The sequence below is a fragment of the Paraburkholderia ferrariae NBRC 106233 genome (assembly GCF_000685035.1).
GTDB classification, from domain to species: Bacteria; Pseudomonadota; Gammaproteobacteria; order Burkholderiales; family Burkholderiaceae; genus Paraburkholderia; species Paraburkholderia ferrariae.
Window position 1 is genome coordinate 161,526 of record NZ_BAYB01000018.1, and the last position, 24,505, is coordinate 186,030.

The following is a 24,505-nucleotide window of genomic DNA, read 5'->3' on the forward strand; positions in this document are numbered from 1 at the left end:
AACGCAGCCCGGGAGCGCCACAAGCCACAACGGGCCGGCATGCGAAGACCAATAGCAGGCGGCTGCGGCCGCCGTTCCAGAGAACGGAGACATTCGTGAGCGCCCACAAAGCAGCCCACCACGTCCACGGCTGGCCCTGCGGGAACGACCCGCGCCACGACCCGGACGAGCAGGCAGAGATGGACAGCGCAATGCGTGAGGTCATGGCCCGCGGCAAGCGCTTTATCGATCGCGGTTTACCCGTACTGATTCTTGGCGAGACCGGCACCGGCAAAGAGTTGCTCGCCCGCGCATTGCATGCATACGGCGAGCGCCGCGCGGCGCCCCTCGTGGCGCTGAACTGTGCCTCGATTCCCGAAACGCTCATCGAGAGCGAATTGTTCGGCTACGCCCGCGGCGCGTTTTCCGGCGCGTTGCCGGGCGGCATGAAAGGCAAGCTGGCGCAGGCTCACGGCGGCACGCTCTTTCTCGACGAGATCGGCGACATGCCCGCTGCGCAGCAGGCGCGTCTTCTGCGCGCACTCTCCGAGCGCGAGATCACGCCGCTCGGCGCCCCCGCGCCCGTCGCACTCGACTTCCAGTTGATCTGCGCGACCCATCAGCGTCTTGAAGCCCTCGTGGAAGCGGGCCTCTTTCGCGCCGATCTCTACTACCGCATTGCTGTGGGCGTGCTGCATCTGCCGCCGCTGCGCGAGCGCGGCGATCTGCGCGCGCTCGCCGGGCGCATTGCACAGGAGGAGGCGGGGCGGCCGGTGACGATCGCGCCCGCTGCATGGGACCGGCTGCTGGCCTGCTCGTGGCCCGGCAACGTGCGCCAGCTACGCGCCGCACTACGTTATGCCTGCGCCGTGGCGCGCGAAGCACGGATCGAAGCGGGCGATCTCCCGCAGGAACTGCTGCAGATGCGTGCGCAAAAGCCCGTCTCTCACGCCGCGCCGCAGGAGCCGCGTACGGTTGGCGCACCGCTTGCCGGCGGCACCGACGCGCGTTCGCGCCGCGGCGCGCAACGCGAGCGCGTGCTTCACGTTCTGGCCCGCACCCGCTGGAATTTCTCGGTGGCGGCGCGCGATCTGGGCATCTGCCGCTCGACGCTCTACCGGCAGCTCAAAACGCTTGGCATTCCTCACATACGCGATGCAGGCACCGCGCTGATCGAAAGCGAAGCGCGCCAGAGGACGCCCGAAGCCGCCGATGGCGAGTGGCAGCCGCGAGGCCACGCCCAACCCGCCTGACGCGTCATGCCCGCAAGTCCGCAAGTCCACGAAACGGAGCGTGGCAGCCCGAGTCGCTCTCGCACCTTCAAGCAGTGTTCGTCGATGTTCACATAAAGCCGGCGCACCGGCTGTTCAGGAGACAACCATGCAGCACATCACCCGACGTTCGTTCCTGCAGGCCCTCACGCTTGCTGCCGCCGCACCGGCGCTTTCGATGGTATCGCCGCCCGCGCGCGCGGCCGAGTTCACGCTGCGTTACGCGAACAACCTGCCCGCCGCGCACCCCATGAATGTGCGCGCGAAGGAGATGGCCGCGCGCGTGCTCGCGGAATCGAAGGGCCGCGTGGAGATCCAGGTATTCCCGAACAATCAGCTAGGGAGCGACACCGACACGCTCTCGCAGTTGCGTTCCGGCGCCGTGGACTTCTTCACGCTCTCGCCCCTGATTCTCGGCACGTTCATTCCGGCTGCGCAGATCAGCGGCATGGGCTTCGCGTTCAAGGATTACGACAACGTCTGGGCCGCGCTCGACGGCGATCTGGGCGCCCACGTGCGCCAGCAGATTGGCGCGACCTCGATCTTCGCTTTCGACAAGATCTGGAACGGCGGCTTCCGGCAGATCACGATGGCTGCAAAACCCGTGGCGCAGCCCAAAGACCTGCAGGGCGTGAAGCTGCGCGTGCCGCCCAGCCCGCTGTGGACCTCGATGTTCAAGGACTTCGGCGCCTCGCCCGCGAGCGTGAACTTCGCGGAGGTGTATTCGGCCTTGCAGACGCACGTGGTGGAAGGGCAGGAGAACCCGCTATCGATCATCTACACGGCCAAGCTCTACGAAGTGCAGAAGTTCTGCTCGCTCACCAATCACATGTGGGACGGCTTCTGGTTCCTCGGCAACAAGGATTCGTTTGCGCGTCTGCCGCCCGACCTGCAGGCCGTGGTGCGCAACGCCGTGAACGACGCGGGGATGAAGCAGCGCCAGGACGTCGTGCAGATGGATCAGAACCTGCGCGCGAAGCTCGAAAGCGCGGGCCTGAAGTTCAACGAGGTGGATCAGACCGGGTTCCGCAAGCAGTTGCAGGCTGCGGGCTTTTATACGGACTGGCAGAAGAAGTTCGGCCCGCAGGCGTGGGCGTTGCTGGAAAAGTATTCCGGCAAGCTGGGGTGAATCATGCAGACTACGCAAACTCTCTCGCAACCCGGCGCGCAAGACGACGCGACCCACACCGGCCAGAGCGGCGCGCGGCACGCCCGCATGGCCGCGCGGGCCGCGATCCGGCTGATCGAATTCGCCGCGGTGGCGCTGCTCGTGGCCGAAGTCGCGATCCTGCTGTGCGGCGTGATCTGGCGTTACGGGCTCGACGCGCCGCTCGTCTGGTCCGACGAACTGGCTTCGGCGCTCTTTAGCTGGCTCGCGATGCTCGGCGCCGTGCTGGCCCTGCTGCGCGGCGAGCACATGAAGATGACCGCCGTGGTCAAGCGCTGGTCGCCCGCGTGGCAGGCGTGGGCGCAAAGCGTGGCTTCGCTCGTGGTGTGCGTGTTCGTCGCCATGATCGTGGTGCCGGCGGCGCAGCACGCGAGCGGGCAGATGGATATCTCGACGCCCGCGCTCGACATGCCCGACGGCTGGCGCGCGCTGGCGCTGCCGGTGGGCGCGGCCCTCATGTTCTGCGTGGCGGTGGCGCGCATGCTCGCGCTGCCCGGTGCGAAGGCGCGCGTCGCCGCCATCGCGACGGTCGGGGCTGTCGCCGCCGCACTCTGGGTTGCCGCCCCCGCGCTGCTGGCGATGGGCAATCTGAACCTGCTGGTGTTCTTCGTCGCGCTCGTGGCGGCCGCGATCGTGGTGGGCACACCCATCGCATTCGCGTTCGGCATCGCCACGGTCAGCTATCTCGTGCTCGTCACGCATGCGCCGCTCGACATCGTGGTGAGCCGCATGGACGAAGGCATGGCCAATCTCGTGCTGCTCGCCGTGCCGGTGTTCGTGCTGCTGGGCTCGCTGCTCGAAATGAGCGGCCTCGCGCGCTCGCTCGTCGATTTCATGTGTGCGCTGCTTGGCCACGTGCGCGGCGGTCTGCAGTTCGTGCTGCTCGGCGCGATCTTTCTGGTCTCCGGCATCTCGGGTTCGAAAGCCGCCGACATGGCGGCCGTCGCGCCGGCGCTCTTCCCCGAAATGCGCAAGCGCGGTTCCGATCCCGAAGAACTCGCGGCACTTCTCGCCGCGTCCGGCGCGATGAGCGAGACCATTCCGCCGAGCCTCGTGCTGATTACCATCGGGGCGGTGTGCGGCGTGTCGATCAGCGCGCTCTTCGTGGGCGGCCTCATGCCGGCCGTCGTTGCGACGCTGCTGATCGCCGCCGTGTGCTGGCTGCGCGCGCGCCGCGAAAGCGCGGTCAGCGTGGAGCGCGCGCCGCTCGCCCACATCGCGCGGACTTTTGTTGTGGCGCTGCCCGCGCTGGTGCTGCCGGTGCTGATCCGCGTGGCCGTGGTGGAAGGCGTAGCCACCGCCACGGAAGTCTCCACGCTCGGCGTGGCCTACACGCTGCTGTTCGCGCTGGCCGCGCGCGCGGCGGGGCGGCCCGTACCGCTGCGCCGTCTCTATCGCATGCTGGTGGATGCCGCTGCGCTATCGGGCGCGATCCTGCTCATCATCGGCCTTGCTACCTCGATGGCGTGGGCGCTCACGCGTTCGGGCTTTTCGGGCCAACTGGTGGACATGATGCAGAGCGTGCCGGGCGGCAAGACGGGCTTCCTGCTCGTGACCATCGTCTGCTTCGCGATACTCGGCAGCGTGCTCGAAGGCATTCCCGCCATCGTGCTGTTCGGCCCGCTGCTCTTTCCTGCCGCACATGCGCTGCATATCAACGACGTGCACTACGCGATGGTCGTGATCCTCGCCATGGGCATGGGGCTCTTCGCGCCGCCGTTCGGCGTGGGCTTCTACGCGGCCTGCGCAATCGGCAAGGTCTCCCCGGACGGCGTGGGCCCGCGCGTATGGCGCTATCTGCTTGCGCTGCTCGTGGCGCTCGTCGTGGTGACGTTCGTGCCGTGGATTTCCACCGGCTTTCTCTCCAGTACTGCCAACTTTTGATCCGCATTCCGGAGTCACACATGCTAGATATCACCGTTTCCGAAACTGCCGCCCGCCGCGCCGCGCGCGCGCGCGGACGCGTCGCGCTCGTCACCGGCGGCGCGATGGGCATAGGCGCCGCCATCGCCCGGCGTCTTGCGGACGACGGCTTTACGGTCGTCGTCGCCGATCTCAATGTCGAAGCCGCCGAAGCCACCGCGCGCGAAGCCTGCGAGGCGGGGCACGAGGCCGTGGCGCTGGCGCTCGACGTGGGCAGCCGGGCGTCGATCGAAGCGCTCGTCGAGCAGATCGGTACGCGCTTCGACCGCTGCGACGTGCTCGTCAACAACGCGGGCATTGCCAAGACCTTTCCGTTCGAGAGCTATCCGCTCGACCACTGGGGCGCCGTGATGGACGTGAACCTGACGGGGCCGATGCTGCTCGCCCAGCGCGCCGTGCAGCACATGATCCCGCGCCGCTGGGGGCGGGTGATCAACATCGCCTCGGTGGCCGGCATTCGCGCGAGTGCCGGGCGTACCGCGTACGGGACTTCGAAAGCCGCCGTGATCGGCCTCACGCGCCAGATGGCGATCGAGCTGGCGGACCGTGGCATTACCGCGAACGCCATCGCGCCGGGGCCGATCGAAACGCCGATGGTCGCGGCGCTGCATTCGAGCGTGGCGCGCGACAACTATTTGCGCTCGGTGCCGATGCGCCGCTATGGCACGCCCGATGAAATTGCGGGCGCTGTGGCGTTTCTCGCCTCCGATGACGCTTCCTATGTGACGGGCCAGACGCTTGCCGTGGATGGCGGCTTCGTGGCCGCGGGTGTGCTGGAAATCTGAGCTGACGCGCGAGGTAGCGCCCGATTCTCTGGCAATTCATTTAGTCATCCTGATTGAAAAGGAATATTCGTGAAAACAGATCCCCTCATCATTGGCTGGAGCCACCTGCCGTTCGGCAAATTCGATGCGCTGGAGCCGGAAGACATGATCGCCGACGCCGCGCAGAAGGCGCTCGACCACGCCGGCGTGGACGCCGCGCAGGTCGATTCGGTACACGTGGGCATGTTCAACGGCGGCTTCGTGTACCAGGACTTTCCCTCCGCGCTGGTGTTCAACGCGATGCCGGCGCTGCGCTACGCCGCCACCGTGCGCTGCGAGAACGCGTGCGCAACGGGATCGGCTGCGCTCTATTCGGCGCTCGATGCCGTGCGCGCAGGGCGCACGAAGGTCGCGCTCGTGATCGGCGTGGAAAAGATGAACGGCCTGCCCACGGCGGAAGTGGGCGAGGTGCTGCAGAAGTGCTCGTATGCGAAGGAGGAGGCGGGTGTGCCGGGCGGCTTCGCGGGCATCTTCGGCACCATCGCGCAGGCGTATTTCGAGCGCTACGGCGACCAGTCGGACGCGCTCGCGGCGATTGCCGCGAAGAACCATCGAAACGGCATGGCGAACCCGTACGCGCATATGCGGCGCGATTTCGGCTTCGACTTCTGCCGCACGCCTTCGGAGAAGAATCCGTTCGTGGCCGGGCCGCTCAAGCGCACCGATTGTTCCCTGGTCTCCGATGGCGCCGCTGCTCTCGTGATTGCCGCCGAAGACAGTGTGCCCGGCGCGCGCCGCGGCATTGGCTTTCGCGCGAGCGTGCAGGTGAGCGATTTTCTGCCGCTTTCGCGCCGCGACCGCACGGAGTTCTCGGGCGCACGCCGCGCCTGGCAGCGAGGACTTGAGGAGGCGCGCGTGACGCTCGACGATCTCTCGCTCGTGGAAACGCACGACTGCTTCACGATTGCGGAACTGCTCGAATACGAAGCGATGGGCTTGGCGCAGCCCGGCGAAGGCGCGCGTGCGATACTGGAAGGCGTCACCGCGCGCGACGGGCGCCTGCCCATCAATCCGTCCGGTGGCCTGAAGTCGAAGGGGCACCCCATCGGCGCCACGGGGGTTTCCATGCACGTCATGGCCGCGATGCAACTGGCGGCCGAAGCCGGCGACATGCAGATCCGCAACGCCAATCTCGCGGGCGTGTTCAACATGGGCGGCGCGGCGGTGACGAATTACCTGAGCATCATGGAGCGAAAGTTCTGATGCCCCGTCGTTTCGTTACCCGAGCAGAAGAAATAGAGGGAAGATCATGCTGAAGAATGTCATGAACTTGGGCAACTTGCTGACCCAGGTTGCGCAACGCCATGCAGACGAGCCCGGATTCATCACGCGCGAGGCCAACTGGAGTTGGTCGGCCATCAACCGCCGCGTGGATGCGGTCTGCGCCGCCCTGCGCGCGCAGGGCGTACGCAAGGGCGACCGCATTCTCGTGCACTCGCGCAACAATCTGCCCTTGTTCGAGAGCGCCTGGGTGGCGTTCAAGCTCGGCGCGGTTTGGGTGCCCACGAACTACCGCATTGCACCGCCCGAGGCCGCGTACCTGGGGCAGGCAAGCGGTGCGCGCGTGATGCTGTACGACCACGGCTTCGAGCATTACGTGGATGCCGTGCGCGCCGCGTCGCCCGCGCTCGAATGCGTGATTGCGCTGGGCAAGCCGCGCAGCGGCGAACTGGCCTATGAGGCGCTCGCGGCCCAGCCATCGGGCCGGTTCGAAGCCGCAGAGGTCGAGCGCGACGATCCGCTATGGTTCTTCTATACGTCCGGCACGACGGGCCAGCCGAAGGCGGGCACGCTCACGCACGGCCAGATGGCGTTCGTCATTACCAATCATCTGGCCGATCTCATGCCGGGGCTCGACGTGCATTCGCGCTCGCTCGTGGTCGCACCGCTTTCGCACGGCGCGGGCATTCACGCGCTCGTCAACACGGCCCGCGGTGCGGCAAGCATCTTGCCTGCGGGAGAAAAGCTCGATCCCGAAGAGGTGTGGCAACTGGTGGAGCAGCATCGCGTCGATAATCTCTTCACGGTGCCGACCATCGTGAAGATGCTCACCGAGCACGAAGCCGTGGACCGCTACGACCATCGCTCGCTCAAATACGTGATCTACGCGGGCGCACCCATGTACCGTGCCGATCAGAAACACGCGCTGCACAAACTGGGCCGCGTGCTTGTCCAGTACTATGGCCTCGGCGAAGTGACCGGCAACATCACGGTGCTGCCGCCGCATCTGCACGAGCTGGACGACGACGCGCCCGGCAGCCGGCCCGGCACCTGCGGCTATGCGCGCACGGGCATCGAGATCGCCATCCTCGACGACGCGGGCAAGCGGCTCGAACCCTTCGAAACCGGCGAAATCTGCGTGCGCGGCCCCGCGGTGATGAGCGGCTACGACAACAATCCCGAAGCGAACGCGAAGGCGTTCAAGCACGGCTGGTTCCATACCGGCGACCTCGGCCATCTGGACCGCGAGGGCTTTCTCTACATCACCGGGCGTTCGTCGGACATGTACATCTCGGGCGGCTCGAACGTGTACCCGCGCGAGGTGGAGGAAGCGCTGCTGCTGCATGGCGCCGTGCACGAGGTGGCGGTGCTGGGCATGCCCGATCCGAAGTGGGGCGAGCAGGGGGTGGCGGTCGTGGTGCTGCGGGAGGGCCGCGAGGCCACGCCCGATGCGCTGCTGGCGCACCTGGACGGCAGGCTCGCGCGCTACAAATGCCCGCGCCATTTCGTGTTCTGGGACGCGCTGCCCAAATCGGCTTACGGGAAGATCACGAAGAAGGACGTGCGCGCGCGGCTGCTTCAGGAGTGGGACGCGGTGTGCGCGGGAGCGGCGGAGAAGGTTTGAGGCAACGGGCGGCTCGATGCCCGGGGCCGCCCGCGCTACGCAGTCGCGCCTCTCACGCGCGCTTTCAGCATGTCGATGAACTGCTCCGCAGGCGGCGAAAGCGCGCCGCCCTTGCGCGTGACGATGCCGAAGCTTTGCGACTGCGAGCGCAGCGCAATCGGCAGGATCCGCAGCATGCCGTGCCGCGCGCACAGGCTCGCGATATCGGTGGGCAGCACGGAGACGAGCCCGGAGTCCTGCATCAGCAGCGCGATCGTCACGAACGTGGAGGCGGTGGAGATGGGATTGGTGGGCAGCGCGAGCCCCGCCAGATCCATTTCGCGCTCCACCAGCGCGCGCAACGGCATCTGCGTGGGATACACCACCCAGCGGTGGCCGGTGAGATCGCGCAGCTCCAGCTTCTGCGGCAACGGCGGGTGCGCGTGGCCCACCACGACGGAGAGCGGTTCGTCGCCGATCTTCTGATAGTGGTACTTCGAAGGCTGGTTGCTCACGGCCGAGCGCCCGATCACGAGGTCGAGATGCCCTTCGTCCAATTGGAGCAGCATCTTCGCGCTGGTGTCCTCGATCACCTCGATCGAAAGATTGCGCTGGCTCGCGTGGAGTTCGTCGATCACCGGCACCACCACCTCCGGAATCGCCCCCATGATCGCGCCAATCGCGAGCCGGCCGCCGCGGCCGCTGCGGATTTCCGAAATGTCGTCGCACAGCGCGCTCAGGTCCGTCGCCATGAGCCGCGCGTAGCGGATCACGCAATGGCCGAACTGGTTCGGGATCATGCCGTTCTTCGAACGCTCGAAGAGCGGGGCGTCGAGAATCGACTCCAGTTCGTGCAGCATTTTGCTCGCGGCCGACTGCGTCATCGACATCGCGCCCGCGGCCTTGTGCAGCGATTTGTGCTCGTCGAGCGCGATGAGAAGCTGCAACTGGCGGATTCTCAGCCGGGCGAGCAGGGTATCCAGGGTTTTCATCTAAGTCGAAAAAGCGATCACAAGATGGAAAATTCTCAATATACAGCCGTGAAAGCCGCCCCGTATAGTCACGGCTGGAGACAAGTCCTGGCGCCCCTTCCACACCGATGGGAGGCGCCTTCCTGGGATACACAATGGCAACCCTCAGCGACTCGACGGAAACCCTCATTCCTGCCTCACTCGTGATCCGGCTTCATCATGCCGACGATGTGGTCATCGCCCGCTCGCAGCTCGTAGGCGGCACGGCGCTGCCCGGCGAAGGCGTGACGGTGGCCGGCCTCATTCCGCCCGGCCACAAGGTGGCGGTGCGCGCGATCGAACCCGGCCAGCCCGTGCGCCGCTACGGCCAGATCATCGGCTTCGCGAGCCGGCCCATCGCGGCGGGCGAACACGTGCATACGCACAACCTCGCCATGGGCGAGTTCCAGCGCGATTACGCGTTCTGCGCCGATGCGAAGCCCACCCGCTACGCCGATGCGGGCGCGAACGCCACGTTCGACGGCATCGTGCGCGCGGACGGCCGCGTGGCCACGCGCAACTACATCGGCATACTCACCTCGGTCAATTGCTCGGCAACGGTTGCCCGCGCGATTGCGGACCACTTCCGCCGCGACATTCATCCTGAAGTGCTGGCCGCCTACCCGAACGTGGACGGCGTGGTGGCGCTCACGCACGGCGTGGGTTGCGCGGTCGATTCGGAGGGCGAAGCACTCGCGCTCCTGCAGCGCACGCTGGGCGGCTACGCGATCCATCCGAACTTCGCGGCGGTGCTCGTCATCGGCCTCGGCTGCGAAACCAACCAGATCGCGCGGCTTGTGGAAAAGCAGCATCTCGACGAGATGGTCGCGGCAGGGCGTCTGAATACGTACAACATCCAGGAGACGGGCGGCACGGTCAAATCCATCGCACGCGGCATCGAACTGGTGGAGGGACTGCTTGCGCAGGCCAACGAGGTGCAGCGTGAGCCGGTGCCGGTTTCGCATCTTGTCGTGGGCCTGCAATGCGGTGGGTCGGACGGCTATTCGGGCATTTCCGCCAATCCCGCACTGGGCGCGGCCGTGGATCTGCTGGTGGCGAACGGCGGCACGGCGATTCTTTCGGAAACGCCCGAAATCTACGGTGCCGAGCATCTTCTTACGCGCCGCGCGCAGCGTCCCGAGGTGGCCGAAAAGCTGGTCGCACGCATTCGCTGGTGGGAAGAATATTGCGCGCGCAACCATGCTTCGATGGACAACAACCCGTCGGCAGGGAACAAGGCGGGCGGTCTCACCACGGTGCTCGAAAAGTCGCTGGGCGGCATCGCGAAGGCGGGGCATACGAATCTTGTCGATGTCTACGAATACGCGCAGCCGGTGGAGGCGAAGGGTCTCGTCTTCATGGATACGCCCGGCTACGACCCGATTTCGGCAACGGGCCAGGTGGCGGGCGGCGCGAACCTCATTTGCTTCACGACGGGGCGCGGCTCCGCTTATGGCTGCGCGCCCACGCCCTCGCTCAAGATCGCAACCAACGAGGCGCTGTGGCAGCGCCAGCAGGACGACATGGACCTGAACTGCGGGCCGATACTCGCGGGCCAGAAGTCGATTGAAGAGACCGGCGCCGAGTTGTTCCAGCTCATGCTGGAGGTGGCGTCCGGCCGGCGCTCGCGTAGCGAGATCCACGGCTATGGGCAAAACGAATTCGTGCCTTGGCAGATCGGCGCGATCACCTGATTCTGGCGCTGCGACCCGGGCGGCAGGTGTGCCGCTCGAGTTTGCAAGCGGGCATGGCATTGATTCAGGAATGCGAAGCATATCGGGACATATCATCGGCGCCCACTACGAACCGAACCTATCATGACGAATCTTCTGAAAACCCCCTATAAGGGCGTGTTCCCCGTCGTACCGACCATCTTCGACGATGGCGGGCAACTCGACCTGGAAGGCCAGAGGCGCTGTGTCGATTTCATGATCGACGCAGGCTCCAACGGTCTGTGCATTCTCGCGAACTTTTCCGAGCAGTTCGCCCTTTCCGATGCCGAGCGCGAAACGCTCATGCACGCCGTGCTCGACCACGTAGCGGGCCGCGTGCCGGTGATCGTGACCACCACGCACTTCAGCTCGCTCGTATGCGCGGCGCGCAGCCGCGCCGCCCAGGACGCGGGTGCGGCGATGGTCATGATCATGCCGCCGTATCACGGCGCGACCATTCGCGTGGGCGAGCGCGGGGTGTCCGAGTTCTTCCGGGAAGTTTCGGACGCGATCGACATTCCCATCATGATCCAGGACGCGCCGGTGGCCGGCACGCCGCTTTCCGCGGCGTTCCTCGCCAGGCTGGCGCGCGAGGTCGAACACGTGTCGTACTTCAAGATCGAGACGGCGCAGGCCGCGGCCAAGCTGCGCGAGTTGATCGAACTGGGCGGCGACGCCGTGGCGGGCCCGTGGGACGGCGAAGAGGCGATCACGCTGATGGCCGACCTCGAAGCGGGCGCGACGGGGGCGATGACGGGCGGCGGCTATCCCGACGGCATCCGCAAGATCCTCGACGCGTGGACGGCAGGCGACGCCGAGCGCGCCGCCCAGCTTTACGAGGCATGGCTGCCGCTCATCAACTACGAGAACCGCCAGTGCGGCCTTGCGGCTTGCAAGGAATTGATGAAGGAGGGCGGCGTGATTCGTTCCGCGGCATTGCGCCGGCCGCTCGCGCCGATTCATCCGGCTATCCGGGAAGGGCTGCTGCGCGTGGCGCGCCGCCTCGATCCGCTCGTGCTGCGCTGGGGGCGTTAAATGCAGATCCTTACTGATTCGATCATCGGGCAGCGCACCGTGCCCGGCACGAACGGCACATTGCGCGCCGTCGATGCGGCGAGCGGAGCCCCGCTCGAGCCGGCGTTCGGCGGTGCGACGCTGGCGGACGTGGACGCGGCATGCGCGCTTGCCGCCCAGGCATTCGACCTGTACCGCGAGACATCGCTCGATGCGCGCGCACGGTTTCTCGAAGCGATTGCGCAAAACATTCTCGACCTGGGCGATGCGCTGATCGAGCGCTGCATGGCCGAGACGGGGCTGCCTCGCGCACGCATTGAAGGCGAGCGCGGCCGCACGGTTGGCCAACTGCGGATGTTTGCCCAGGTGGTGCGCGACGGCGACTGGCTTGGCGTGCGCATCGATCCGGCGCAGCCGGAGCGCAAGCCGTTGCCGCGCGTCGATCTGCGCCTGCGCAATATTGCGCTGGGGCCGGTTGTGGTGTTCGGGGCAAGCAATTTTCCGCTGGCGTTTTCGGTGGCGGGCGGCGATACGGCTTCCGCGCTCGCGGCGGGCTGTCCGGTGATCGTGAAAGCGCATCCGGCGCATCCCGGCACGAGTGCGCTGGTGGGCGCCGCGGTGAAGCGGGCCGTGGCCGAATCGGGCTTGCCTGAAGGCACGTTCTCGCTGCTCTTCGATGCAGGCATCGAGATCGGCCAGGCACTCGTGAAGGATGCGCGCGTCAAGGCGGTCGGATTCACGGGCTCGCGCCGCGGCGGCGTTGCGCTGATGAACCTCGCGGCGGCACGCCTTGAGCCGATTCCGGTCTATGCCGAGATGAGCAGCATCAATCCGGTCCTGTTGTTTCCAGCCGCCGTGAAAGCACGCGCCGAATCGATCGGCGCTGCGTTCGCGGCGTCGCTCACGCTGGGCGCCGGGCAGTTCTGCACCAATCCGGGCCTCGTCCTGGCCGTCGATGGCCCGGATCTGGAGCGCTTCATTACTGCGGCGTCGGGCGCGCTCGCGGGCATTGCGGCGGCGCCGATGCTCACGCCCGGCATTCATGCGGCGTACGAGGCGGGCGTCGAGCGCATGGCTGCGCAAGCCGACGTCGCGACGCTTGCGCGCGGGCTCGCGGTCGAAGGTGCGAACCGCGGCCGGGCTGCACTGTTTTCGACCACGGCCGAAGCGTTCCGCGCCAATCCCGGCTTGCACGACGAAGTGTTCGGCGCGTCGGCGCTTATCGTGCGCTGCCCGGACCTCGAAACGATGCGCGACATCGTCGAGCAACTCGAAGGACAACTGACGGTCTCACTGCACATCGACGAAGCCGACTACGATGCCGCGCGCACCTTTGTGCCGGCGTTCGAGCGCCGCGCCGGACGCGTGCTGGCGAACGGCTTCGGCACCGGCGTGGAGGTCGCGCACGCGATGGTGCACGGCGGTCCGTATCCGGCCACGTCCGATGGCCGCACGACGTCCGTTGGCAGCCTTGCGATTGCGCGTTTCCTGCGGCCCGTCTGCTATCAGGACCTGCCTGAAGCGCTATTGCCGGCCGCGCTGCAGGCGGCCAATCCACTGGGCCTGAACCGCCTCGTGGACGGCAAGCTTCAGTGCGCCCCCTGACGCCGCATCGCGCGACGAGACCACCCAACGAAGCCGCGGGGAAGGTACGCGCCCCGCGGCCGCGCAAGAACGACAAAGACGACAAAAGCGGGCACACCCGCCGGACCACCATGGAGACAGGCTAAATGGAAGCCACGCATGTAGAAGCCGTTCGCATGTCCAGTACGCGATGGAAGATCTTTCTGTTGCTGCTGATGCTCGTATCGCTGAACTATATCGACCGCGCGGCGCTTTCGGTCGCCATGCCCACCATCGCGCAGGAGTTTCAGCTGACGCCCGAGAAGCAGGGGCTCATCCTGAGCGCCTTCTTCTGGACGTATCTGTTCATGCAGGTGCCCTCCGGCATGCTGGCCGATCGCCTGAAGCCGCGCGTGGTGATTGCGGTCGCAACGATAGGGTGGGGCTTCTTTCAGGGCATCGCCGCGGCGAGTACCGGCTGGTTCACGCTGCTGCTCACGCGCTTCGGTTTGGGCGTGAGCGAGGCGCCCATCTATCCGGCGGGCGGCAAGCTCAACGCCATGTGGCTCACGAAGAACGAGCGCACGCGCGGCGCGGCGCTGATCGACGGCGGATCGGCGCTCGGCTCGGGCGTGGGCGCCATTGTCACGGCGCTGCTGATGGGCTGGCTGGGTTCCTGGCGCGCAGCCTTCGCCGTGGCGGGTGTCGGCACGATCCTGTGCGGCATCTGGGCGTGGTGGTATATCCGCAATACGCCGAGCGAGCATCCGCGCATCAATGCGGCCGAGGTGGCGTACATCGAAGAGGCGCTTTCGGCTGAAGACCACGCGGAGCCGAAGGCCGCGGCCGGCACGTCGCTGCTCAGTTTCTTCCGCTACCGCTCGGTGTGGGGCATGTGCATGAGCCACACCTGCACGAACCTGATCTTCTACGGCCTCATGACCTGGCTGCCCACCTACCTCTACAAGGCGCACGGGTTCGACCTCAAGTCGATGGGCAACGCGACCTTCGTGATCTTCTTCATGGGCTTTATCGGCGAGATCTGCGGCGGCTGGATTGCCGACCGCTGGAAGATGGCCGGCGCCGGCGCGAATGTCGTGTACCGTACGATGATGGTGATTGGCGCTGCCGCGGTGGCCGCTTCGATGTGCGTGGTCGCGTATGCGGGTTCGCCGGTCGTGGTCGTGCTGCTGTTGTGCGTGGCGGTGTTCTTCGTGCGCTGGTGCGGCGGCTGCAACTGGGCGACACCGGCCATGCTCGCCACGCGCGGCCGCGCCGGCTCGCTGTGCGGCATCATGAATTTCGTCGGTAATATCGCAGGCATTTTCGTGCCGATCTTTATCGGCTTTATCGTGCAGCGCACCGGCTCGTATTTTCTGGCGCTGATGTTCTTCGTTGCGGTGGCCGCGTTCCAGGTACTCTGCGCGCTGCTGATCGACTACCAGAAGAAGCTGCCGGTGTGAGATTGCAAGGAGAACGTATGAACTCGAATCCCGTTCCAGAACGTATCCGGCGTGTCGGTGTTATCGGCCTGGGGCTGATGGGCGAAGCGATGGCCCACAACATTCTCAAGCGCGGCTTTGCCTTGACGGTGCTCGCGCACCGCAGCCGCGCGAATGTGGAAGCGCTCGTCGCCCAGGGCGCCACGGAGGCCGCGACGGCCGAAGAACTCGCACGCAACGTGGATGTCGTGCTGATCAGCGTGACCGGCACGCCGCAGGTGCGCGACGTGCTGACGCGCGAGCATGGCGTGCTGGCGGGCGCGCATCCCGGCCTCATCGTGATCGACGCGACCACGGCCGACCCCGAGTTCGCCCAGGAGGCGCAGGCGGCGCTTGCCGCTCGCGGCGCGCAGTTTCTCGACGCCCCGGTGAACCGCACGCCGAAGGAGGCGCGCGAAGGGCGCCTGAACGTGCTGGTGGGAGGCGATGCGGAGTGGGTGGACGCGGTGCGGCCGCTCTTCGAAACGTATGCGGAGACGATCCATCATCTGGGCGGTCACGGCTCGGGCTACCGCGCGAAGCTGATTCACAACTTCATCGCGCAGGCGAATGCCGCAGTGCTCGCGGAGGCGTTCGGCACGGCCGCGAAGGCCGGGGTGAATCTGCGCGAATTCGCGGCGCTGTGCCGGCTGAGCGGTGGCCACAGCCGCACGTTCGACCGCATCGTGCCCTACGTGCTGGAAGGCGACGACAGCGGCCAGCAGTTCGCGCTGCGCAACGCGCTCAAGGACATGCGCGCGTATGCGCGGCTTGCGGGCGAATATGCATCGACCGCCATCGTGGCGGAAGCCGCGCGCCAGCTCTATCTGCTCGCAACCAACCTGGGTCACGGCGACGAGTATGTGCCGCATCTGTTCGATGTGGTGGGCGAACTGAACGGCGTGCGCGTGCGCGCGGAGTGAAACCGGCGGGACAGGCGCCGGGCGCAGCGGCCCGGCGCAGCCCGGCTACTGCAGCGTCGTTCCCTGTCCCTGCACCACGGCGCTGTGCCGCCCGTCGATGCCGACCGGCACTTCGCCGCGCACCGTGGCACGCCGCACCACACGGCGCGCGTCGCCGTAGTCGTTGATCGCGTAGTGCTGCGTCGCGCGGTTGTCCCAGATCGCCACGTCGCCCGCCTGCCAGCTCCAGCGCACCGTGTTTTCCAGCCGCGTGATGTGTTCGTGGAAGCTTTGCAGCAGGTGTGCCGAGTCTTGCGTCGAAAGTCCCTTGATACGTTGTACGAAATGACCGAGCACCAGGGTGCGCTCGCCCGTTTCGGGGTGCACGCGCACAACGGGATGCTCGGTTTCGTAGACGGTGGAGGTGAAGATTTCGCGGTAGCGCTTGAGTTGCGCGCTATCGGCATTCACGTGCGAGGAGGCGTAGTCGTACGCGTTCGTGTGCAATGCCCGGAGCGTATCGGCGAGCGCGCGCAGCGGCTCCGGCAGGTTCTGGTACGCGGCCGCCGTGTTGGCCCAGACCGTGTCGCCGCCATAGGGCGGCACGACAACGGCGCGCAAGATCGAGACCTTCGGATAGGCGTCGACGAAAGTCACGTCCGTATGCCACGAGTTCGCGCGTGCGCCGTGCTGCGAATCGAGTTCGAGCAGCCTGCCGCCCTCCACCGAAGGCACGGTGGGGTGGGCCACCGTTTCGCCGAAGCGTCGCGCGAACGCTTCCTGCGCGGCATCGTCGAGATGCTGCTGGCCGCGGAAGAACAGCACCTTGTGGCGCAGCAGCGCGGCGTGGATGGCGTCGAAGGTGGCTTCGTCGATGTCGCCGCTCAGGCGTACGCCGTCGATGCGCGCGCCGATGCGGCCCGCAACGGGATGCAGATCGAGCGTGGCCGGTTCTGCGCCGGTTTGAAGCGTCGCGTTGGCGAAGGTATGGGCGGCGGCGGGGTGGTTCGCGTGAACGTCGGACATCGCAGGTCTCCTCGACTGGACAGGGAACGGCCATTCCAGCAGGCTTGCGCCGCAAGCAGAACTGACGATTTATGGGAAGCTTTGCGCGCGTTCGCGCGCTATGAATAGCAGCGCACGTGCATAGGCGCTGCTGCAGAAAAAGCGCTGCCCAAACGAAAATGACGCATTCCCCGCGAAGGGACTGCGTCATTGCCGATGGTGCTGCAAGGGTACTGCGCGATTTCGTTGGTAGGCTCGATTGGACTCGAACCAACGACCCCCACCATGTCAAGGTGGTGCTCTAACCAGCTGAGCTACGAGCCTGTCGAGGCGCGAATTATAGAGACACTCGTACACCCTTGCAAGCATTTTTCGTCCCGGCCCATTTCAGGGATGCCGGGGATGCTTCAATGAGGCGGCCGGCCCACTTGCTTACTTCAGCAAGGTCATCTGCACGACCTTCACCACCACGAGCGCAACCGCAATCAGCAGATAGCCGCGCAGCACGCCCATCCATACGCGCTTGCTGAGCGTGAGGTTCGGCGGCGGCAGTTCGTCGAGCGGGGGCATGCGCCACGTGTCGCGTGCGCCTGCCTGCCAGGTTTGCGCCGCCTGCTCTTCGCCGCCGCGCTGGCGGCGCGACTTGCGGGCGGCCGCCGTCACGGCGTAGCCGAGCACGGCGAACACCGTGCCGCCCGCGAGGATCTCGATGATCGTTTCGCCCGTCATGTCCGGGTACATCACGGAAGCCGTGAGGACGATCGAGAGCATCACGAGCACCCAGATCACGGCGCCGGTGAAGAGGTTGAGCTTCTTCGAGTTGACCCACGGGCCGAGCACGGCACGGTCGTTGCACAGGAGCAGCAGGAACACGGTGGCGCTCGGCAGGAGCACGCCGGCGAGCGTTTGCACGGCTTCCGTGAGCAGGCCGAGCGGGCTGCCCGGAATCAGCACGATGGCGGCCGCGAGCGCGACGATGCCGAAGTACACCGCATAGAAACCCTTGGCGTCGCTTACGCCGCGATGCAGCGAGTGGCGGATCTTGAACACGTCGCCGACGGCATAGGCCGTGGAGAGCGAGACCGCCGCCGCGCCGATGATGGCCGCGTCGAAGAGGGCGACGGCGAACAGCACGGCCGACGTGTGGCCGGCATACTTCTCGAGGCCGGCGATCACGCCGCCCGCATCCGTGAAGTTGCCGAACTCGGGCTTGCCGGCGAAAAGCTGCGCGCAGAACGCGATCATGGCCACGGCGCCGATCAGCACGAAGGCAATGCCGATCCACAGGTCGGCCTTTTCGTACTTCATGAAGCGCGGCGTGATGCGCTTGTCGACCACGTAGCTTTGCTGGAAGAACAACTGCCACGGCGCCACGGTCGTGCCGACGATGCCGATCACGAGCAGCATCACGTCGGAGAGCTTCGAGTTCGCGGGCCAGTTGGGGATGAAGAAGTCACGCGTCATCTGGCTGACGGGCGGGTGGATCGCCACCAGCACGGGCACGAGCAGGAGGCTCAGGAGGCACAGCACCACGGCGAAACGCTCGAAGCGCCGGAAGTTGCCGGTGCTGACCGCTGCCATGGTGAGCGCCGCGGCAATGCACACCCCCGCGATTTTGGACACGCCGAAAAAGTCGAGCACGAACGTGATGCCGATAAACTCGGTCACGATGGTGAGCGCATTGAGCAAGAAGAGATCGATGACGCTGAAGGCGCCCCAGAACTTGCCGAAGCGCTCGAAGATGAGGCGTGCGTGGCCGACGCCCGTTACGGCGCCCAGACGCAGCACCATTTCCTGGTTGACGAACAGCACGGGCACGAGCAGCAGCATGGTCCACAGCAGCGTCGTGCCGTAGTTTTGCCCGGCCTGCGTGTAGGTGCCGAACGCGCCGGCGTCGTTGTCGCCGACCATGACGATGAGGCCGGGGCCGAGGATCGCGAGCAGCGTGCGAAAGCGGGCCCACCAGCCGGTACGCGGTGCGGTGTCGTGATGGGCGATCGTGCCGAGCGCGCCCTTGATGTCGCCGAGATGCGCTTCGTCTAGTACGGCGCTGCGCTCTAGCGCGACGGGACCTCGCGAGTAGTTAGTTGGCGTGGACATGTTATGAATTCCCTGTTTTCGGATGGGATTGAGGAGTGCAAAGTACACGCGCCAGGCCGCCATACGTAAGCATGTGTGCCGTGTTGCGACGGCCGCGCTTGCGTATGGCGCGAAGCGCGTGGAGGTTTCAGAAGGCGAGTGCTTTCAGCCGCTGCCAGAGTGCGCGAAGGCGAGTCGTGGCCGGGCGCGGCTCGAGCGAAAGGAGGGCGGTGTAGTGGCTGCGCGATACGTCGACTTGCGGCAGGTTTGAAAGAAGGAGTCCGAATTGCATGTGAGTGCTCCGTGCGCCAGGGGCGACGCGTAAAAACGCGGAAAGCCGGCGAAGACGGATCACCCGCGCATCAGGAGCGCGGCAGCCGCCCGCCTGCTTTCCTCAGGTGAATGTGAGGTAAGCGGCATAAGGGATGACTGTCACTGTCGGGCATGGCGGCTCCTTTTCCGGCAAAGCGCGTCGGCAACGCGCGTGTGGATTCACGCGCCCGCTTCCCGAAGGACAAGGCAGGCGCGAGCGAACGCGGCCGCGAGGGTTGCTCGCGGTGCGGTGCCATCGGAAAAGCGCGGTGTACGTGCAAGCACGCGAAACGCATGCGCGAACGGACACAGCGCCGATGGCGCTAGTTCAAAAGGTGCACGGGGATGAAACTGCGGCGCGCACCGTCTGCCTGATGGCGGACGGCGGCGTAAAGAAGGGCGCGGGCGTCTGGCCGGTCAGGCAGTGAAACAGTTCGAAGATCGACTACTGCAAGAGTCCACGGCGTGGGCCCCGGTTGTGAAGATGGGCGGATTCTAGTGACGGAGTTGGCACAAGTCAACACGTTTCCCTAAGCAGAGCCAAGGTATTTTTTTGCAATTGCTTTACACCCCGTGGCAGCGGGATGGAGTCTTTCATGAGGCCGACAATGAAACCCGCGGGTAAGCGTAGCGGGTGCGCGAAATACGAACCGGAGGCATTCGCTGCGGCCTCGGCGGCTACGGCTTGGTGCCGGCCTTTCAGGCTGCTATCGGGCCGATTGACGGGCCGACTGCGGAGCCGACTGCGGAGCCAACTACCGGACCTCGCCAGATACTTCGCACTGCGATTTCATTGATGCGTTTTTTACTTGCAGTTTTGTGGAAGTGGCGAATACAATGCGCCCGTCTCAAAGAAAGGAGTCCCTCGTGGACACATGCTCTAGTAGTGGAAGTCCGATGCCGGCCTGCGCCGGCGCCGTGAACGCGAGATAGCCGCAAAAGGCCGCCTGAGTCACGCTCAAGGGCCGCTCCTTTCGCCGCTAACTCGCTATAAGCCGGGTTAGCGCGCTCCTCCCGCGACAGGCATGAAGCCTGTCCGCCCGTAGCACGCTCCCTCTGTTTCGACTGTTTTTCGCAACGCGCTTGCGAGGGGCCGTCGTGCATTCATTCGTCGCCCGATGCGTTCGGGCTGGACGGGGGTGAGTCATGTTCTTCAAATCTTTTACCGTTGCCTGCCGCGGTGCCCCGCATGCACGTGCAATGGGCTATGTCGCACGCCTGCATGCACTGATCGCGGCACCCGCTGCCGGCGTCGCCGCGCGGGGCCGGAGCGGCCCGCTTGCACGCCGGGTTCGTACTTTCGCGCTTCGTCACGCCACGCGCGCTGCCGCGCTGGCCGTACGCGCCGCCTTGCGCACAGCGTGGACGGGCCGTCCGCTCACGCCTTGCGGCTACGCCATTCTCGGGCTCACGGTGGCCGGCGTCGTACTGGCGCTGCTGATCGCCGTGAGCCCCGCGGGCGACGATCTGGATAGTGCGTTGCCGCTCTCCTGGTGGTTCGCGTAGATCGCGATCGCCTTTACCTCGACGTCACGGTTTTGCAACTCGCTGCGTGCCATATGTAGAGGCACGCAGATTCATTCCCACGATAACTTCATTACTCGAACCGTCATGAAGAAGAATCTGAAAATTCGCGTGCTCGCGACCGGCACGCCGCTCTCGCTCGCCGTTTTGCTCGCCTTCGTCACCGCACCTGCGGCTTTCGCGCAATCGTCCGGCGAAACGCCCGCGACTCCGGCTGCAGCCGATTCATCGGCACAGCAGCCACCCGCTGCGGGTGGCGCCGATGGTTCGCAGCAGAATCCGGCAGCCGCTGCGCCCACCGGCTTTTGGGACCGCTCGAACCTGTTCGGCGACATGGGCGGTCTGCGCTCGTGGATGGGCAACTACGGCGTGACCTTCGGCCTGCAGGAAACGAGCGAGTACATGAACAACCTGTCGGGCGGCACGCATCGCGGCGGCGCTTACGACGGGGTGACGCAGTTCGGTCTCGGCATCGATACGCAAAAGGCGTTCGGGCTGCCCGGCGGCATCTTCAACGTGTCGGCGTTGCAGATTCACGGCACCAATCTGAGCGAACGGAATCTGCAGACCTTGCAGCTCGCGACCGGTGTCGAGGCCGACGCGGGCACGCGCCTGTGGGAGTTGTGGTACCAGCAGTCGCTGCTGGGCGGCAAGGTGGACGTGAAGGTCGGTCAGCAGAGTCTCGACCAGGAGTTCATGGTCAGCCAGTATGCGGGCACGTTCATGAATGCCACCTTCGGCTGGTCCGCGCTGCCCTCGGTGGATCTGCCGGGCGGCGGCCCCGCCTACCCGCTTTCGTCGCTCGGCGTGCGCATGCGCGCCACGCCCACCGACGCGATCACGGTGCTGGGCGGCGTGTTCGACGGCAACCCGGCGCCGGGCACGGGCGATCCGCAAAAGCTCAATGCGAGCGGCACGACCTTCAACCTGCACAACGGTGCGCTGGTGATCGGCGAAGTGCAGTACGCGATCAATCAGCCGTCTTCGAATCCGAACGATCCGAAACCTTCAGGACTCCCGGGTACTTATAAGCTGGGCTTCTGGTACAACAGCAACCGCTTTGCCGATATGGGCTACGACAACACCGGGCTCTCGCTCGCCAGTCCGGCCAGCACGGGGGTGCCGGCTACGCATGGCGGCGACTACAGCATCTACGCCGTGGCGGACCAGATGGTGTGGCGCCCGAGCGCGGACAGCCCGCAGTCGGTGGGCGTGTTCGCACGCGTCATGGGCGCACCGGGCGACCGCAATCTCGTCGATCTGGGCGTGAATGCCGGCGTGACGCTCAAGGCGCCGTTCAAGGGGCGCGACAACGACGTGGTCGGGCTGGCGGTGGGGTATGCGCATATCGGCTCGCATGCGCAGGATCTCGCGAGCGCCCAGGCGAACTACACGCCGGGCTATCTGTCGCGCAGCGCGGAAACGATACTCGAAGCGACCTACCAGTATCAGGTCGCGCCGTGGTGGCAGATTCAGGCGGACTTCCAGTACGCGTTCCGTCCGGCGGGCGGCATTCCGAATCCGGAGAATCCGTCGCAGCGTGTTGGCGACGAGGCTATCGTGGGGCTGAGGACAACGGTGGCGTTTTGAATTCGAAGGCGGTGGCGAGCCGCGGGCGCAGGAAGTGGCGCGGGCGGCTCGCTGCGTTGGCGGCTTGCGTTTGACTTCGTGGCGGTGCGGGATCGACCGCCACGAATACCGCCCACCCCTTTAAACAATCCCGGTCGTGTAATAAACCGCGATCACGAAGAACACCGCGAGCGTCTTGATGATCGTGACCGCGAAGATGTCACGATACGACTCGCGGTGCGTGAGGCCGGTCACTGCAAGCAGCGTAATCACGGCGCCGTTGTGCGGCAGCGTGTCCATGCCGCCGCTCGCCATCGCCACCACGCGGTGCAGCACTTCAAGCGGAATATGCGCGGCTTGCGCGCTCTTGATGAAGATGTCCGACATGGCCGCGAGCGCGATGCTCATGCCGCCCGAAGCCGATCCCGTGATACCCGCAAGCGAGCTGACCGAAACGGCGGCATTGACGAGCGGGTTCGGGATGCTCTTGAGCGCATCGCCCACCACGATGAAGCCGGGCAGCGCGGCGATCACGCCGCCGAAACCGTACTCGGAGGCGGTGTTCATCGAAGCGAGCAGCGCGCCCGCCACGGCCGCCTTCGTGCCGGTTGCGAAGCGTTCCTTCACGCGGCCGAAAGCCGTCAGGATCACGAGCACGATACCGAGCAGCAGCGCGCCTTCCACGGACCAGATCGCCACGACCTGCTTGACGGTGGTGGTAACGGGCGCGTGGATGCCGGGCAGCACGTCGGGCGCGACGGTGAAGCTGTCGCCGTACCACTGCGGGATGAATTTCGTGAGGAAGAAGTTCGCCACGCCCACCAGCACGAGCGGTGCGATCGCGAGCAGCGGATGCGGCAGGTTCGCCGTTTCCACGCGCTCCGGCTCGTTCACGAGCGAGGTGCCGTAGCCTTCGCCCTTTGCCATGGCGCTGCGGCGGCGCCATTCGAGGTACGAAAGGCCCACCACGATGATGAAGAGCGAGCCGATCGTGCCGAGTGCGGGCGCGGCCCACGCCGTGGTCTTGAAGAAGGTGGTGGGGATGATGTTCTGGATCTGCGGGGTGCCGGGCAGCGAGTCCATCGTGAACGAGAACGCGCCGAGCGCGATTGCACCGGGCATCAAGCGCTTCGGAATGTTGCTCTGGCGATAGAGCTCGGCGGCGAACGGATAGACCGCGAACACCACGACGAAGAGCGACACGCCGCCGTAGGTGAGGAGGGCGCACACGGCGACGATCACCGCGTTGGCGCGCGAGCGGCCAATGTAGCGGATGGCGGCGGCCACGATCGCTTCGGAGAAGCCGGAGAGTTCGATCACCTTGCCGAACACGGCGCCTAGCAGAAAGACCGGGAAATAGAGCTTCACGAAGCCCACCATCTTCTCCATGAAGATGCCGGAGAACACCGGCGCGACGGCGGCCGGGTCGGTGAGCAGCACCGCGGCGAGCGCGGCGATGGGGGCGAACAGGATCACGCTGTAGCCGCGGTACGCGGCCAGCATGAGAAACGCCAGGGCGGCAAGGACGATAACGAACGACAATTGAGTCTCCGGCGAATGTAGTTGTGGTGCCGCGCAACCATGGTGCGCTGCGGCGATTCTACAGAAACATCGGCGGTTTGCTCTTCGCGCGGTCCAGACCTATCCTGGTGCATGGGATTGATGCACGAGACTGCGGCGGGCAACGGAGGCGCGGATGATCCAGGTGAGGACCATGTGGGCTGCGGGAAGGCGGAGCAGGCACTGGACGATCGGCGCCGGGCTGGCCGCGGGTCGCGCGCGCGTTGTCGCGCGCTTTGCCCTGGTTGCCTTTGCGTTCCCCGTCCTCCTGCTGGCCGCGGCCCCGGCCGTGCAGGCACAAACCGCGGCCCAGGCTGCCTCCGGCGACACCGCCGCGCCCCGCAAGAACTGGTACAACGACCCGTTCTTCGCCCTTTCGGATGCGGTGGCCGCCTGCCCGTTGCCGCTCGGGCCGTTCATGACCCGGGCCGAAGCCGACGACGACGCCCACTACCGCGTGGAGCGCGGCACGACCTGCTGGCTGGCCCACAAGTGCACGAAGCCGAACTCGTATCTCTACGATGCCGACATTGCCGCTGCGATCCGGCAACAGTTGCAGGGCGCGCCGATGCTGGCCGGCACGAGCCTCTGGATCACGGTGCAGCGGCGTTTTGTCTATGCGGAGGGCTGCGTGGGCGCAGGGTTCGACCGCGAGGCACTCGAGCGGCGCCTCGCCGCGATTCCCGACGTCGAGCAGGTGTTCGTGCGCGTGAGCTCGGACCCGCGCGGCACGCTGCCCTACAAGACGCTGGCGCGGCCCGACTGAGCACTGGCGGACAGCCAGG

18 protein-coding genes and 1 tRNA gene are annotated in these 24,505 nt (G+C 66.1%); 14 read left to right on the forward strand and 5 right to left on the reverse strand.

Annotated features, from left to right (window positions below):
* The first annotated feature begins 95 nt into the window (after positions 1-95).
* The 6 genes from BFE01S_RS39410 (at position 96) to BFE01S_RS39420 (ending at position 8,010) form a co-directional block, all read left to right on the forward strand.
* A complete protein-coding gene (locus tag BFE01S_RS39410; RefSeq protein WP_245621147.1) occupies positions 96-1,232 on the forward strand; it encodes a sigma-54 interaction domain-containing protein in 1,137 nt (378 codons plus the stop codon).
* 127 nt (positions 1,233-1,359) lie between these two features.
* The gene (locus BFE01S_RS20050; RefSeq protein ID WP_028227036.1) at positions 1,360-2,379 is read left to right on the forward strand and encodes a TRAP transporter substrate-binding protein; all 1,020 of its coding nucleotides are present in this window, start codon (positions 1,360-1,362) and stop codon (positions 2,377-2,379) included.
* A gap of 87 nt (positions 2,380-2,466) precedes the next feature.
* On the forward strand, positions 2,467-4,302 hold the full coding sequence (locus BFE01S_RS39415; protein WP_042338064.1) for a TRAP transporter large permease: 1,836 nt from the start codon (positions 2,467-2,469) through the stop codon (positions 4,300-4,302).
* Positions 4,303-4,322: 20 nt separating this feature from the next.
* Positions 4,323-5,126 carry an SDR family NAD(P)-dependent oxidoreductase gene (locus BFE01S_RS20060; protein ID WP_042338016.1) on the forward strand — a complete coding sequence of 268 codons (804 nt, stop codon included), beginning with the start codon at positions 4,323-4,325 and terminating at the stop codon, positions 5,124-5,126.
* Positions 5,127-5,195: 69 nt separating this feature from the next.
* Positions 5,196-6,368 carry an acetyl-CoA acetyltransferase gene (locus tag BFE01S_RS20065; protein ID WP_042338017.1) on the forward strand — a complete coding sequence of 391 codons (1,173 nt, stop codon included), beginning with the start codon at positions 5,196-5,198 and terminating at the stop codon, positions 6,366-6,368.
* A gap of 46 nt (positions 6,369-6,414) precedes the next feature.
* Complete coding sequence (locus BFE01S_RS39420; protein WP_042338018.1) at positions 6,415-8,010, forward strand: acyl-CoA synthetase; 1,596 nt, start codon at positions 6,415-6,417, stop codon at positions 8,008-8,010.
* Between the two features lie 35 nt (positions 8,011-8,045).
* Here BFE01S_RS39420 and BFE01S_RS39425 read toward each other — a convergent pair whose 3' ends face one another.
* Positions 8,046-8,981 carry a LysR family transcriptional regulator gene (locus tag BFE01S_RS39425; protein WP_042338019.1) on the reverse strand — a complete coding sequence of 312 codons (936 nt, stop codon included), beginning with the start codon at positions 8,979-8,981 and terminating at the stop codon, positions 8,046-8,048.
* Between the two features lie 134 nt (positions 8,982-9,115).
* On the opposite strand from BFE01S_RS39425, the gene BFE01S_RS20080 reads away from it, so the two are divergent.
* From BFE01S_RS20080 to BFE01S_RS20100, 5 genes are all read left to right on the forward strand, one after another.
* Entirely contained in the window at positions 9,116-10,693 is a 1,578-nt protein-coding gene (locus BFE01S_RS20080; RefSeq protein WP_042338020.1) for a UxaA family hydrolase, read from the forward strand.
* Positions 10,694-10,816: 123 nt separating this feature from the next.
* A complete protein-coding gene (locus tag BFE01S_RS20085; protein ID WP_028227040.1) occupies positions 10,817-11,746 on the forward strand; it encodes a dihydrodipicolinate synthase family protein in 930 nt (309 codons plus the stop codon).
* Entirely contained in the window at positions 11,747-13,330 is a 1,584-nt protein-coding gene (locus tag BFE01S_RS20090; protein ID WP_028227041.1) for an aldehyde dehydrogenase (NADP(+)), read from the forward strand.
* Between the two features lie 155 nt (positions 13,331-13,485).
* Positions 13,486-14,751, forward strand: coding sequence for an MFS transporter (locus BFE01S_RS20095; RefSeq protein WP_245621149.1), 1,266 nt, complete (start codon positions 13,486-13,488; stop codon positions 14,749-14,751).
* A 17-nt stretch (positions 14,752-14,768) separates the two neighbouring features.
* Positions 14,769-15,692 (forward strand): NAD(P)-dependent oxidoreductase, encoded by a 924-nt coding sequence (locus BFE01S_RS20100; RefSeq protein WP_042338021.1) that lies wholly within the window; start codon positions 14,769-14,771, stop codon positions 15,690-15,692.
* A gap of 45 nt (positions 15,693-15,737) precedes the next feature.
* Here BFE01S_RS20100 and BFE01S_RS20105 read toward each other — a convergent pair whose 3' ends face one another.
* The 3 genes from BFE01S_RS20105 to BFE01S_RS20115 form a co-directional block, all read right to left on the reverse strand.
* On the reverse strand, positions 15,738-16,697 hold the full coding sequence (locus BFE01S_RS20105; RefSeq protein ID WP_028227044.1) for a TauD/TfdA dioxygenase family protein: 960 nt from the start codon (positions 16,695-16,697) through the stop codon (positions 15,738-15,740).
* A gap of 226 nt (positions 16,698-16,923) precedes the next feature.
* Positions 16,924-17,000, reverse strand: a tRNA-Val gene (locus BFE01S_RS20110).
* A gap of 108 nt (positions 17,001-17,108) precedes the next feature.
* Positions 17,109-18,776, reverse strand: coding sequence for an Nramp family divalent metal transporter (locus BFE01S_RS20115; protein ID WP_028227045.1), 1,668 nt, complete (start codon positions 18,774-18,776; stop codon positions 17,109-17,111).
* A 1,437-nt stretch (positions 18,777-20,213) separates the two neighbouring features.
* On the opposite strand from BFE01S_RS20115, the gene BFE01S_RS20130 reads away from it, so the two are divergent.
* Together BFE01S_RS20130 and BFE01S_RS20135 are read left to right on the forward strand one after the other, a co-directional pair.
* A complete protein-coding gene (locus BFE01S_RS20130) occupies positions 20,214-20,573 on the forward strand; it encodes a hypothetical protein (RefSeq protein ID WP_156967084.1) in 360 nt (119 codons plus the stop codon).
* A gap of 105 nt (positions 20,574-20,678) precedes the next feature.
* Positions 20,679-22,181 carry a carbohydrate porin gene (locus BFE01S_RS20135; RefSeq protein ID WP_028227048.1) on the forward strand — a complete coding sequence of 501 codons (1,503 nt, stop codon included), beginning with the start codon at positions 20,679-20,681 and terminating at the stop codon, positions 22,179-22,181.
* A gap of 120 nt (positions 22,182-22,301) precedes the next feature.
* Here the strand turns inward: BFE01S_RS20135 and BFE01S_RS20140 are convergent, their stop codons facing one another.
* Complete coding sequence (locus BFE01S_RS20140; RefSeq protein ID WP_028227049.1) at positions 22,302-23,702, reverse strand: GntP family permease; 1,401 nt, start codon at positions 23,700-23,702, stop codon at positions 22,302-22,304.
* 154 nt (positions 23,703-23,856) lie between these two features.
* Between BFE01S_RS20140 and BFE01S_RS20145 the strand changes: the two genes are divergently transcribed.
* A complete protein-coding gene (locus BFE01S_RS20145) occupies positions 23,857-24,486 on the forward strand; it encodes a BON domain-containing protein (protein WP_245621150.1) in 630 nt (209 codons plus the stop codon).
* The last annotated feature ends 19 nt before the right edge of the window (positions 24,487-24,505 follow it).